Here is a 13338-nt window from a genome sequence, read left to right on the forward strand (position 1 = left end):
AGATTCCTAGTAACATCCTATCCAAGGGCCTCTTTTTTGCATAAAAGCAATAAAATAATAGTTGACAATTTAGAATATTAGCGATATTTTTAACTTAAGTATGATGATAAATATGTATTACGTTATATAAACGTGATATATATTTACTTTTTTAAAATATTAATGAAAGCGATTTAAAAAGGAGATGGGAGCATGATTTTGCATCGCATTGAAACGGCTTCGAGAGCGGAAATGGAAGCGTTGCAGCTTGAGAGGCTGCAACAAACGGTCAAGCGGGTATACGAGCATGTGCCATTTTATCGCCAAAAGCTGGACGAAAATGGCGTAAAACCGGAGCATATTCGCACGCTGGATGATGTGAAGAAGCTGCCGTTTACAACGAAAAAAGATTTGCGGGACCATTATCCGTTTGGGCTGCTTGCCGTCAGAATCCAAGATTGTGTCCGCGTTCACGCCTCGAGCGGAACGAGCGGAAAGCCGACGGTAGTGGCGTATACGAAAAACGACATTGACCATTGGGCAGATGTGGTGGCGCGCGCGGTTACCATTGCTGGCGGAGAGCCGGGGCATATTGTGCATAACGCCTACGGATACGGGCTGTTTACCGGCGGGCTTGGACTTCATTACGGAAGCGAACGGTTAGGCGCGGTAACCGTCCCGGTGTCGGGAGGAAATACGGACCGGCAAATCATGATCATTGAAGACTTCCAGCCGGATATTATTTGCGGTACTCCTTCCTATGTGCTAAACATCGCTGAACGGATGAAAGAGCTCGGCAAAGATCCACGCAAAACATCGCTAAAATACGGGATTTTCGGAGCGGAACCATGGTCGGAGGAAATGCGGAGAACGTTGGAGGAGGAGTTTGCGATTAAAGCGTGCGATATTTATGGATTGAGCGAAGTCATTGGACCTGGCGTCGCCATGGAGTGCCATGAAGCGCAAAACGGACTGCATGTGGCGGAAGATCATTTCTTCGTCGAGGTGATCAATCCGGAAACGCTGGAACCGGTCGAAGAAGGGAAAGAAGGAGAACTTGTCTTTACGAGTCTGACAAAAGAAGCGTTTCCAGTCATCCGCTATCGCACGGGTGACGTCGCTTCGATTACAAAAGAACGATGTATCTGTGGCCGGACGACAATCAGAATGTCAAGAATAAAAGGCCGTGTCGACGATATGCTCATCATCCGCGGCGTCAACGTCTTCCCGTCGGAAATTGAGCATCATCTATTGACGGTACCGGAACTTGCCCCTCATTATCAGTTGCATCTTTTCCGCAAAGGAACACTGGATGTCGTGGAGTTGCAAGTCGAAGTTTGTGACCGCTTCTACCAGGAAGTCGGCGGAAATCTTCACGATGAACGCGTTCATTCCTTAGTAAAGGAAATACAGTATCTGTTGAAAACGAATCTCCTTGTATCGATAGATGTTCATGTGCATCCGCCTAGATCGCTTCCTCGTTCGGAAGGAAAAGCGGTCCGTGTCGTAGACCGTCGCAAAGAAAAGGCATTATTATGAGAAAATTAATAATTTTATAGTTGCAATATTTATAACGTTATTTTATAATCACGTTAGAAAAACGTTATATAAAAATGGGAGGCAAAGAAAAATGCCTGTTGTCACATCGTTTAGGCGGTTATCGGAAGAGGAAAAGTATGAGCGGTTTATGCAAAGAATTGAAGCGGGGGAAAAAATTGAAGCAGACGATTGGATGCCGGAAGACTATCGCATGACGTTAATTAAGCTTATTGCGATGCATGCTATTAGCGAAATTATGGGAGCGCTTCCGGAGAAGGAATGGGTTCCGAAAGCTCCTTCGCTAAGAAGAAAGCTTGGCATTATGGCGAAAGTGCAGGATGAAATGGGGCACGGCCAGCTTCTGCTTCGCGTTGCCGAAGACTTAATGGCCCCGCTTGGAAAAACGCGCGAGGAAATTATGCAAGATTTGTTCAAAGGAGATTTAAAGTTTCATAACGTGTTCCATATGCCTGCGCCGACCTGGGCGGACGCCGGTTTAATTGGCTGGCTCGTCGACGGGGCAGCGATCATTACACAGACCAATATGCTTGATGCGTCTTACGGACCGTATGCGCGGGCGCTAAAGCGGATTTGTGCCGAAGAAGTGTTTCACGCCCAGCACGGCGAATCGATCATTTTGGCGCTTGCCGAAGGAACGAAGGAGCAGAAAGAGATGCTACAAGACGCATTAAATCGCTGGTGGGAAGCGCTGCTGATGTTCTTCGGTCCGGCAAGCTCGGAGACGACAGGTGCGTCCAAACAAGACATTACGATTAAATACCGCATTCGTACGAAAACAAATGAACAATTGCGCCAAGATTTCTTTACAAAATATGTGCCGCGCATTTTGGCGCTTGGGCTAAAGCTTCCAGATGAAACAATGCATTTTGATGAAAAGCAAGGAAAGTGGATTTACAAACAGCCGGATTGGAACAAATTTAAAGAAATCATCCGCAACAACGGGCCAAAATCAAAGGAGCGGCTTCGCCTTCGCGAATTATCTTACTACCATAATGCTTGGGTTCGTGAAGCGTTAAGCGGCCAATCAGCAGCAGTGTGAAAAGTGGAGGGATTTAGCAATGAGTGATGGCGCAAAAGGCTTTTATCAAGTGTTTGAGGTATTTAGCAGGAAAAATGACACGGCACCGCTCCAGCATCAATTTAGCCTGCTTGCCCCAAACCACGAAATCGCGCTGGTGATGGCGCAGGAAAATTTTATGCGGCGTGAGCCGGTGTCCGATATATGGGTCGTGAAACGCTCCGATATCCGCATGATGACGGAAGAAGAAAAAACATCGTTGCAGCGGCTCGATAATAAAGACTATCGTACTACAAAAGGGTACGGGTACTTGAAAAAGAAATGGCGTCAATACGAACAGCAAATGCTCGATGAAAAAGAGATTTTTTCATGGAAAGGCGAGATCAGGCGATGAAAATCACGAAACCAGAGGAACTTCATCAACATCCTGAATATAAAGAAGCGCTTGTCGAGCTGTTGTTCCAGCTTGCGGATGACGATTTTATCCTTTCTTACCGCGGTTCGGAATGGCTTGGACTTGCGCCGCATATTGAAGAAGATATCGCGTTTTCTTCCATCAATCAAGATACGATGGGACATGCGGCGATGTATTATCAACTGCTAGAAGACATTGGTATTGGAAAGGCGGATGATTTGGCGCACCAACGTCCATCGTCCGAACGCCGAAACGCAGTTTTGCTCGAGGAGGTAAACGGACCTGGTCATTATTTGCACGAGCCCCGCTATGATTGGGCGTTTGCGGTTGTTCGCCATTATTTTTACACGCAGGCGAAAAAAGTGCGCATCGACTCGTTGAAGCATAGTTCGTATGAACCACTCGCTCAAGTTGCTGTCAAAATCAACATGGAACTTTATTACCATCTCATGCATTGGAGAACATGGTTCATTCAGCTTACGAATGCTCAAGGAGAGGCCCGCGAACGTATGAAAAATGCGGTTGTGAAAGTATTTGAAGATTTTGGCGGCGTGCTGACGCTCGGAGAGAAAGGAGATAGAATGGTAGAATTTGGACTTATTGAAAGCGAAGAGACGCTAAAACAACGTTGGGCTCAAGCGATGAAACCGATTTTTGAAGAGGTAAACCTCGATTTGCCAAGCGAGTTTGGCATGAAACGAGGCAATGGACGAAATGGGGAACATACGGCAGATTTAGACGAAGCGATTATGACATTGTCGGAAGTATATCGCATCGACCCTCTGGCAGCGTGGTAATCTACAAGTTTCTCAGAAAGAAGGGGTAACATGACCTTCAATCTTGCGGTAGAAAGAATTATAGAAACATTAGATTCCGTCAAAGATCCTGAAATTGATTCGGTCAGTGTCATAGATTTGGGGATGGTCGAAGACGTTCAGGTGCATCACGGCAAAGTTACAGTCAAACTGCTTCCGACATTTATTGGCTGCCCGGCACTCGATATTATTCGACAACGTGTCGAACAGACTCTTTTGCGGTTAGAAGGAATCGAGCGCGTTAATGTAGAATTTATCCGCCATCCACCATGGACATCTGACCGAATTACAGAGAAGGGACGGGAAAAGTTAAAAGAATTTGGCATCGCGCCGCCGCCTCGGCAAATCGGCCCAAACGGCGAGTGGCATGTGGAGTGCCCATATTGCGGATCCGCCTTGACGGTGATGGAAAACTTATTCGGTCCGACCGCCTGCCGCAGCATTTTTTACTGCAAGCAATGCAAAAATCCATTCGAAACGATGAAACCGGTTTCGACATGGATGTGAAAAAATTTAAATAGAAAAGGAGAAGAGGACAATGGTAAAAATGATTGCCCTTTACAAACAACCGCAAGATAAAGAAAAATTTGACGAGCATTATTTTCAGACGCATGTGCCGATTACGGCGAAGATCCCAGGGCTTCGCAACATGAAAGTGACGAAAATTACCGGAACGCCGATGGGAGGGGAGAGCGAATATTACTTATTATGCGAAATGTACTATGACAGCTATGAGGCGTTTAAGGAAGCAATGAAGACGAGCGAAGCGAAAGCGTCCGCCAAAGACTTAATGTCCTTTGCCGGCGATATCGTCACATTGATGGTTGGCGAGGAAGTGGAAAATGACTGAGTTTGCCTATATCCGCACGCGTGTCGAAGACGAAATTGCCGTTGTCGAGCTCTATCGTCCCGATGTATTGAACGCATTAAACCGGCAGATGGTTACCGAAATTGTTTCCGCGCTCGAGGCGTATGACCGCAATGACGGGGTGCGCGTCATTGTCCTTACGGGAAGCGGGCGCGCGTTTGCGGCCGGAGCGGACATTGACGAGATGGCGGGCGATGAACCGATTAAACTCGAATTATTGAATCAATTTGCCGAATGGGACCGCCTCGCTCTCATTAAAAAGCCGATGATTGCCGCCGTCAACGGGTTTGCGTTAGGGGGAGGATTTGAGCTTGCCCTTAGCTGCGATTTGATTGTTGCTGCAGAGACGGCGGAATTTGGATTTCCGGAAGTCAATATCGGCGTGATGCCAGGCGCGGGAGGAACGCAGCGCCTGACAAAACTCATCGGCAAAACAAAAGCGCTCGAGTGGCTGTGGACCGGAGAGCGCATGTCGGCAAAGGAAGCGCATGCGCTAGGGATTGTCAATCGCGTCGTTGCCCCTGAGTTATTGCTTGAAGAAACGATGCGGTTGGCGCGAAAATTGGCCGCAAAACCTCCTTTATCGCTTCGCCTTATTAAGGAAGCCGTGAATAAGGCGGTCGATTACCCGCTCTATGAAGGCATGCAGTTTGAGCGGAAAAATTTCTATCTTCTTTTTGCCACCGAAGACCAAAAAGAGGGAATGGCGGCGTTTATCGAAAAGCGGAAGCCGCGTTTTCAAGGAAGATAAAGGAGGTGCTGTCGATTGTACGAAACGATTCATTATGAAGTGCGCGACCATATAGCATGGCTTACGCTAAACCGCCCTGATAAACTGAATGCGTTTACAGAACAAATGAACAAGGAAATTACGAAAGCACTGAAGCAAGCTGCTAATGATGAAAACGTTCGCTGCCTTGTGATTACTGGGGCAGGGCGAGCGTTTTGCTCGGGGGAAGATCTCGGCGGTGTGACAGAAGAGATGAACCACGGGGAAGTGTTAAGAACGCGTTATGCGCCGATGCTGAAAGCGCTCTACCATTTAGAAAAACCGGTTATTGCGGCGGTGAACGGCGTTGCCGCCGGCGCAGGAATGAGCTTGGCGCTCGCCTGCGATTTCCGGCTTGTCTCGGAAAAAGCGAGCTTTGTTGAAGCGTTTATTCACGTTGGCCTCATTCCAGATGCGGGGAATTTGTACTATCTGCCGCGCCTCATCGGCCACGCCAAAGCGCTTGAATTAGCCGTTTTGGGTGAAAAAATTTCCGCGCAAAAAGCGGCGGAGCTCGGGCTGGCGACCTCGGTCGTTTCGGAGGCAGCGTGGGAAGAAGAAGTGCAGCGCTTTGCTGAGCGGCTGGCCGCCATGCCGACGAAAGCGATCGGGTTGATCAAACGTTTGTTACGCGAGAGCTGGCATTGCACCTTTGAAGATTACTTGGAAAAAGAAGCATACGGCCAGCGTATTGCCGGACTGACCCAAGACCACCGAGAAGGCATTCGCGCTTTCTTCGAAAAACGCAAAGCCGTCTTTCAAGGAAAATAAGAAAGAAGGAGTGGAAGGAAAATGGCAACCGTAAAAGAAACAAAAATGGAAACACTCGCAACGAAACGGGATATGTATCATCTTATTATTAACGGGGAACGAGTTGAAAGCGCTTCGGGCGAAACGTTCATCACCTACAACCCAGCGACAGGCGAGCCGGTCGCAAAGGTAGCGAAAGGGACGAAAGAAGACGCGGAACGCGCGATCCAAGCGGCGCGCCAAGCGTTTGACCATGGCAAATGGCGCCATTTTCCTGTCAACAAACGGGCGCGTATTTTAAACAAAATTGCTTCGATTATGCGTTCTCGTTTTAACGAGCTGGTAGAATTAGAGATTTTAGATACAGGAAAAGCACTTTCCGCCGCACAGGGGCAAGTGATGCAGGCAATTGAAGACTTTGAATTTTACGCCAGCGCCATTGTCGGCCATCGTGGTACGGTCAACAACATGCCAGGTTCGTTCCATAACTTTACGGAAAAAGAGCCGGTCGGGGTATGTGCGCAAATTATCCCATGGAACTATCCGCTCATGATGGCGGCGTGGAAAATCGCTCCGGCGATTGCGGCAGGCTGCTCCGTTGTCGTCAAACCAGCTTCGCTGACGCCGCTCACTTGTATTGTGCTGGCGGAAATTTGCCACGAAGCCGGCGTTCCGGAAGGTGTCGTCAACGTGGTTACCGGGTCTGGCTCGGAAGTCGGCAATTATTTAGTGGAACATCCGCTTGTCGACAAAGTCGCATTTACCGGTTCGACGCCGGTCGGGAAGGATATTATGGAAAAAGCGTCGAAAACATTAAAACGGGTCACTTTGGAACTTGGCGGCAAATCGCCGAACATCATCTTTGAGGATGCAGACATTGATGCAGCTGTTAACGGTTCATTATTCGGAATTTTCTATAATACCGGACAATCTTGTGAAGCGCGCTCCCGTTTGTACGTACATGAGAGCATTTACGATCAATTCATGGAAAAGTTTGTAGAAAAAACGAAAAAATTAAAGCTCGGCAACCCGTTTGATCAAGATACGCATGTCGGTGCTATCATTAGCCGCGAACAACTAGAAGTTATTGACAGCTATGTTAAATCTGCTATCGAAGAGGGAGCTACGATTGTCACTGGCGGGAAAGAAGCGAAAGTGGAAGGATTTGAAAACGGATTCTGGTACGAGCCGACGATTATTACGAATGTCAACCATGAAATGAAGGCGGTCAGAGAGGAAATTTTCGGCCCGGTTGTCGTTGTGATGAAATTTAACGATGAAAAAGAAGTCATTAAATTGGCTAATGACAGTGAATATGGTTTGGGATCGGCCATCTGGACGAAAGATCATGCACGCGCGATTCGCGTGGCGAAACAAATTCAAGCCGGCATTGTCATGATCAACAGCCCGTTCTCCGCGTTCCCAGGCACGCCGTTTGGCGGATATAAACAGTCCGGATTCGGGCGCGAGCTTTGCATCGAAACACTCGATTTATATACGGAAACGAAAAGCATTCTTTCTTATTACGGAAGCCGTCCGCTCAATCCGTTTGGCGTGTAAACAAAAAAATATGGCAGCATAGCACTCTATCCGGCAGGGTGGAGTGCTTATTTTCCATTGTCCAACATACATATAGAACGATTAAGGAGGGATTTTTATGATTCATCGCATTGTTGTTGTGGGATCTGGTGTCATGGGGAGAGGAATTGCCTATGTCAGTGCGGTAGGAGGTTTTGAAACGATTCTTGTCGATGTGAAGGAAGAACAGCTAGAAAGCGCGAAACAAGAAATAGCTGCGATTTTTGTACAAGCCGTCTCCCGCGGCAAATTGACAGAAGCCGAGCAGCAGGAAGCGGAAGCGCGCCTGCGTTACTTCTTGGATTTAGCCGAGGCGGTGCGGGAAGCGGACTTAGTGATTGAAGCCGTCCCGGAAAAATTAGAGGTGAAAAAACAAGTGTTTGAGACGATCGACAAGCATGCGCCGGCGTCTTGCTATTTTGCGACGAATACATCGACGATGAGCCCGACGGAAATCGGCTCGTTTACGAAGCGGCCGGAAAAAGTGATTGCGATGCACTTTTTTAATCCGGTCCACAAAATGAAGCTCGTCGAAATCATCCGCGGTTTAGAAACGAGCGATGATACAGTCAACGTTATTCAGCACGTCGCGGAAAAAATGGGCAAAGAAACAGTCGTCGTGAACGAGTTTCCGGGCTTTGTGACAAGCCGCATCAGCGCGTTAATCGGCAATGAAGCGTTTTACATGCTTCAAGAAGGAGTCGGAACGCCGGAACAGATTGACAAAGCGATTAAACTCGGCCTTAACTTTCCGATGGGTCCGTTTGAGCTCGCCGATTTGGTCGGGCTGGATACAAGGCTGAACAACTTAAAATATTTGCATGAAAAATTGGGAGAAAAATACCGCCCGGCTCCGCTCCTCGAGCAATACGTGAAAGCGGGACGGCTTGGCCGCAAAACAGGAAAAGGGGTATATGATTACACAAAGCAGGGAAACAAGGGGGATGAATCATGTTAAGAGAAGTCGTGATTGTCGATGCGGTGCGCACGCCAATAGGGAGATATAAAGGAGCGCTCAAAGACGTCCGTCCCGATGATTTGGCGGCAACGGTCATCCGCGCGCTCGTGGAGCGCAATCCGAGTCTTCCGGTCGAACAAATTGAAGATGTGGTGTTTGGCAACGCCAATCAGGCTGGAGAAGATAATCGCAACGTCGCGCGCATGGCGGCGCTGTTGGCTGGCTTGCCGATCGAAGTGGCGGGAACGACGGTAAACCGCTTATGCGGTTCCGGGCTCGATGCTGTCAATTATGCGGCGCGCGCGATTATGACAGGAGAGGCGGAAATCATGATCGCCGGCGGAACGGAAAGCATGACGCGAGCGCCGTTTGTCATGGCAAAGCCAAGCTCCGATTTTCCGCGCGGCAATATCGAAATGTTTGATACGACGATCGGATGGCGCTTTATCAATCCAAAAATAGAGGAAATGTATGGAACTGACAGCATGCCGCAGACGGCGGAAAATGTCGCGAAACGGTTCGGCATCACTCGGAAGGAGCAGGATGAATTTGCTTATGAAAGCCAAATGAAAGCGAAAAAGGCCATCGAAACGAACCGCTTTGCCGATGAATTAGTGCCGGTCGTCTACTATGACCGAAAAGGCAATCGCGTCGTCGTCGACAAAGATGAACATCCACGTCCGGATACGACACTTGAAAAGCTGGCCAAACTGCCGCCGCTGTTTGAAAACGGCACGGTGACAGCGGGAAATGCTTCCGGCGTCAACGACGGGGCAGCGGCGCTGCTACTAGTGAGCGCGGAAAAAGCAAAAGAGCTCGGGCTGAAACCACTCGTCAAATACGTCACGTCCGCCGTGGCGGGCGTAGAGCCGGCCGTGATGGGAATTGGTCCGGTTTTCGCGACGAGAAAAGCGCTTCGCCGCGCCGGACTGACAATCGATGACATTGGCCTTGTCGAATTGAACGAAGCGTTTGCCTCGCAATCGATCGAATGCATCCGCCAGCTGGAATTAGACCGCGCGAAAGTCAATGTCAACGGCGGCGCGATCGCCCTTGGACATCCGCTTGGTGCCAGCGGCGCCCGCATTTTGACGACGCTTATTTATGAAATGAAAAAACGAGGCGTGAAATATGGGCTGGCGACGATGTGCATCGGCGTCGGACAAGGAATTGCCACGATCGTGGAAAATACGGAGGAATAAAGAGGGGAACGAGATGAAAATGACAATGGCCAACGTATTGCTGGAAAAGAAAAACCATATCGGCTACGTGACATTGCACCGCCCGGAAGTGATGAACTGTTTCGATTACGCCACGCTATGCCAGCTTGGAGAAGCGGTTGAGCGCATTCATCTTGACCGCGACATTCGCGTTGTGATTTTTACTGGCGCGGGAGACAAAGCGTTCAGCGCTGGTGCGGATTTAAAAGAACGAAAGATGCTAAACGAAATGGAAGTGCGTCGCAACGTGAAAAAAATTCGCGATGTTTTCGATGCGGTGGCCAACTTGCCGCAGCCGACGATTGCCGCGGTAAATGGCTATGCTCTTGGTGGCGGATTTGAACTAATGCTTGCCTGTGATTTCAGAATCGCGGTGAAAGGAGCGGTCATGGGTTTAACGGAAGTGAGCTGGGCGATCATCCCGGGAGCTGGCGGAACGCAACGGCTTCCTAGGTTAATTGGCGAAGCGAGGGCGAAAGAGTTAATTTTAACAGCCCGTAAAATTACCGCCGAACAAGCTTATGAATACGGTCTGTTAACAAAAGTAGTAGAAAAAGAAAATTTAATGCCAAGCTGTGAAGCGTTGGCACACGAGATGATGCAAAATGGTCCGATTGCTTTGCAGCAAGCGAAGTACGCAATTCAACAAGGCATGAATGTCGATTTGCAGACAGGCCTTGCCATTGAAGCGAAAGCGTACGAATTAACGATTCCGACGAAAGATCGTTTAGAAGCGTTAGCTGCATTTAGTGAAAAGCGCAAACCACAATTTACAGGGGAGTGACTCATCGCCGAGCCTCCCTTTTTTTATCCAAAATAACAATTTAACGTTATTTTTTCGTTCGTCTTGCCAACGTTATAAAAATTTGCTACGATTATGTCTTGAAAACAAGATAAAGGGTGTCCACAATGAGCATGAATACGCGATCGATGATTTTTACGATTTATGGCGATTACATCCGCCATTACGGCAATGAAATTTGGATCGGCAGTTTAATCCGGCTGCTGAAAGAGTTTGGCCATAACGACCAAGCGGTGCGCGCGGCGATTTCGCGCATGAGCAAACAAGGATGGGTCAAAGCGGAAAAACGCGGCAATAAAAGCTACTATTCGCTCACCGAACGTGGAGTGAAGCGAATGGAAGAAGCGGCAAAACGCATTTATAAAATCCGCCCCGAAAAATGGGACGGAAAGTGGCGCATTTTAGTGTATACGATTCCAGAAGAAAAGCGGAGCGTGCGCGATGAATTGCGAAAAGAGCTCGTGTGGAGCGGATTTGGCACGATCTCAAACAGCTGCTGGATTTCGCCGAACAACTTAGAAAAACAAGTGTACGACCTGATCGATAAATATGAGATTGAACCGTACGTCGACTTTTTTATTGCCCAATATGACGGGCCGCATACGAACAAACTGTTAGTCGAGAAATGTTGGAATTTAGAAGAAATCAATCAAAAATATGAGGAGTTTATTTCCGTCTACAGCCAAAAATACATTATCGACAAACATAAAATCCAGCGCGGGGAAATGTCCGATGCTGAATGTTTTGTCGAGCGGACGAAGCTCGTGCATGAATACCGCAAGTTTCTTTTTATCGACCCGGGCCTGCCGGAGGAGCTGCTGCCGAACGAATGGATGGGCAGCCATGCAGCGGCGCTGTTCAGCGACTATTACAAGGAATTGGCGGTGCCGGCGAGCCGCTTCTTCGAATCGGTATTTATGGAAGGAAATGAACTAAAGAAAAAAGATGAGGAGTACGACGTGTACGACCATCCTTTTATTGTGGATTGATGCTTTTTTGCAGAAAAGCAGAAACGCGCTGCCTCGTAAAAGCAGCGCGTTTGCTTTCCTTTCATTTGTGCTGGTTGGCTAGCAATTGACGGTACTCTTTTCCTTTTTGCACATACGTGTCAATCGATAGTTGAATCAAAGCCAAGTCTTTTTCCGTAATTTCGCGCACGACTTTGCCCGGTGACCCAACGACTAGAGAGCGCGGCGGGATTTTTTTGCCGGAAGGAATAAGCGTGTTGGCGCCAATGATGCATTCCTCGCCGATTTCCGCCCCGTCTAAAATCGTCGATCCCATACCGATAATCGACCGTTTGCGAATCGTGCAGCCGTGCAAAATCACATTATGCCCCACCGTCACTTCATCTTCGACAACAAGCGGCGACCCTTCGTATAAATGGCAGGTCGAGTTGTCCTGAATGCTGCAGCGCGCGCCAATGATAATCGGCGCTTCGTCCCCCCGTAAGACCGCGTTAAACCAAATCGTTGATTCTTTGCCAATCGTGACGTCCCCAATAATATGCGCCCCTGGGGCGATAAATACGGTTTCATCTACGGTTGGCATTTTGCCTTTGTATGGATAAAGCATTCCCATCCTCCTCAAAGTATGATAAGTTTATGATAAGTATAACACAATTTTAACGGGGTGGGAATTTTATGAATGATATTTGTCGACTTTTACAAATTCGTTATCCGATCATTCAAGGGGGAATGGGAAACATCAGCAACGCAAAACTGGCCAGCGCCGTGTCGGAGGCAGGCGGGCTGGGGACGATCGGCGTTGGCACAATGCCGCCTGACGAAGTGGAAGAAATCATTGTTGAAACGAAGCGGCGCACCAACCGCCCGTTTGCTGTCAACATTCCGCTTCAAGTCACGCCATATTTGGAAGAAATGGTGTCGCTCGTGTTGAAACATCGCGTTCCGGTCGTCTCGCTATCGGCGGGAAATCCGGCGCCATGGATCCCCCGCTTTGCCGCGCAGGGGATAAAAGTCATTGTTGTCACCGCATCGGTCAAACAGGCGAAAAAAGCGGAAGCGGCAGGAGCGGACATCGTCGTTGCCGAAGGGTATGAAGCAGCGGGCATCAACTCTTCGCTGGAACTGACGACCATGACATTGATTCCGCAAATCGCCAGCACGGTGAACATTCCCGTCGTCGCCGCCGGCGGAATTGGCGACGGAAGAGGACTGCTCGCCGCCCTCGCTCTCGGCGCGCAAGGGGTGCAGTTAGGAACGCGTTTGATTGCAACGAAGGACGCTCCATTTCATGAAGCGTACAAACAGCTGATTACGAATGCCGAAGATAACGAAACGGTGATTGTCGGCCGCACGGTCGGGCGTGTGCGGCGTATCATGCGCACGCCGTACGCCGAGAAATTACTCGAATATGAAAAACAAGGAATGCCACCGGAACAGTTTCAAGAATATACGTCGGAGGACCGCCATCGCCGCGGGGCGCTTCATGGCGACTTCCACGAAGGGTTTGTCAACGCCGGGCAAATTGCCGGCTTGATCGACGATATGCCGACAGTGGCGGAACTGTTCGAGCAAATGATGGCGGAAGCGAAGCAGCAGCTTGGAAAGCTTCGCGTTATTTTAGGAGAATGATATCGAGAG

General features: G+C 48.9%; 15 protein-coding genes. 14 read left to right on the forward strand and 1 reads right to left on the reverse strand.

Annotated features, from left to right (window positions below; genetic code table 11):
- The first annotated feature begins 192 nt into the window (after positions 1–192).
- The 13 genes from paaK to paaX all read left to right on the forward strand — a co-directional run bounded on the left by paaK (position 193) and on the right by paaX (position 11721).
- On the forward strand, positions 193–1518 hold the full coding sequence (gene paaK / locus BV455_RS16595) for a phenylacetate--CoA ligase PaaK (protein ID WP_218687427.1): 1326 nt from the start codon (positions 193–195) through the stop codon (positions 1516–1518).
- A 91-nt stretch (positions 1519–1609) separates the two neighbouring features.
- Entirely contained in the window at positions 1610–2578 is a 969-nt protein-coding gene (gene paaA, locus BV455_RS16600; RefSeq protein WP_042409893.1) for a 1,2-phenylacetyl-CoA epoxidase subunit PaaA, read from the forward strand.
- 19 nt (positions 2579–2597) lie between these two features.
- Entirely contained in the window at positions 2598–2951 is a 354-nt protein-coding gene (gene paaB, locus BV455_RS16605; RefSeq protein WP_017435998.1) for a 1,2-phenylacetyl-CoA epoxidase subunit PaaB, read from the forward strand.
- A complete protein-coding gene (gene paaC / locus BV455_RS16610) occupies positions 2927–3769 on the forward strand; it encodes a 1,2-phenylacetyl-CoA epoxidase subunit PaaC (protein WP_218687428.1) in 843 nt (280 codons plus the stop codon). Before paaB ends, paaC begins: the two co-directional genes overlap by 25 nt.
- A gap of 30 nt (positions 3770–3799) precedes the next feature.
- Positions 3800–4294 (forward strand): 1,2-phenylacetyl-CoA epoxidase subunit PaaD, encoded by a 495-nt coding sequence (gene paaD / locus BV455_RS16615; protein WP_081160562.1) that lies wholly within the window; start codon positions 3800–3802, stop codon positions 4292–4294.
- A gap of 31 nt (positions 4295–4325) precedes the next feature.
- A complete protein-coding gene (locus BV455_RS16620) occupies positions 4326–4637 on the forward strand; it encodes an EthD family reductase (protein WP_017435995.1) in 312 nt (103 codons plus the stop codon).
- Entirely contained in the window at positions 4630–5406 is a 777-nt protein-coding gene (locus tag BV455_RS16625; RefSeq protein WP_218687429.1) for an enoyl-CoA hydratase/isomerase family protein, read from the forward strand. The genes BV455_RS16620 and BV455_RS16625 overlap by 8 nt, the downstream gene beginning before the upstream one ends.
- A 15-nt stretch (positions 5407–5421) precedes the next feature.
- On the forward strand, positions 5422–6195 hold the full coding sequence (locus BV455_RS16630) for an enoyl-CoA hydratase-related protein (RefSeq protein WP_081160558.1): 774 nt from the start codon (positions 5422–5424) through the stop codon (positions 6193–6195).
- Positions 6196–6216: 21 nt separating this feature from the next.
- Positions 6217–7734: an aldehyde dehydrogenase family protein gene (locus tag BV455_RS16635; protein ID WP_042409883.1), complete on the forward strand. Its 1518-nt coding sequence runs from the start codon at positions 6217–6219 to the stop codon at positions 7732–7734.
- Between the two features lie 97 nt (positions 7735–7831).
- A complete protein-coding gene (locus BV455_RS16640; protein ID WP_061579425.1) occupies positions 7832–8710 on the forward strand; it encodes a 3-hydroxyacyl-CoA dehydrogenase in 879 nt (292 codons plus the stop codon).
- Positions 8704–9912, forward strand: coding sequence for a thiolase family protein (locus tag BV455_RS16645; RefSeq protein WP_042409878.1), 1209 nt, complete (start codon positions 8704–8706; stop codon positions 9910–9912). Before BV455_RS16640 ends, BV455_RS16645 begins: the two co-directional genes overlap by 7 nt.
- A gap of 13 nt (positions 9913–9925) precedes the next feature.
- Complete coding sequence (locus BV455_RS16650) at positions 9926–10714, forward strand: enoyl-CoA hydratase-related protein (protein ID WP_017435989.1); 789 nt, start codon at positions 9926–9928, stop codon at positions 10712–10714.
- 131 nt (positions 10715–10845) lie between these two features.
- Positions 10846–11721 carry a phenylacetic acid degradation operon negative regulatory protein PaaX gene (paaX, locus tag BV455_RS16655; RefSeq protein WP_042409918.1) on the forward strand — a complete coding sequence of 292 codons (876 nt, stop codon included), beginning with the start codon at positions 10846–10848 and terminating at the stop codon, positions 11719–11721.
- 61 nt (positions 11722–11782) lie between these two features.
- Here paaX and BV455_RS16660 read toward each other — a convergent pair whose 3' ends face one another.
- Complete coding sequence (locus BV455_RS16660; protein WP_042409875.1) at positions 11783–12307, reverse strand: gamma carbonic anhydrase family protein; 525 nt, start codon at positions 12305–12307, stop codon at positions 11783–11785.
- Positions 12308–12375: 68 nt separating this feature from the next.
- Here BV455_RS16660 and BV455_RS16665 point away from each other — a divergent pair, with 68 nt between their 5' ends.
- The gene (locus BV455_RS16665) at positions 12376–13329 is read left to right on the forward strand and encodes an NAD(P)H-dependent flavin oxidoreductase (RefSeq protein ID WP_061579424.1); all 954 of its coding nucleotides are present in this window, start codon (positions 12376–12378) and stop codon (positions 13327–13329) included.
- Positions 13330–13338 lie beyond the last annotated feature (9 nt).

Source organism: Parageobacillus caldoxylosilyticus (assembly GCF_019272935.1).
Lineage (GTDB): Bacteria > Bacillota > Bacilli > Bacillales > Anoxybacillaceae > Saccharococcus > Saccharococcus caldoxylosilyticus.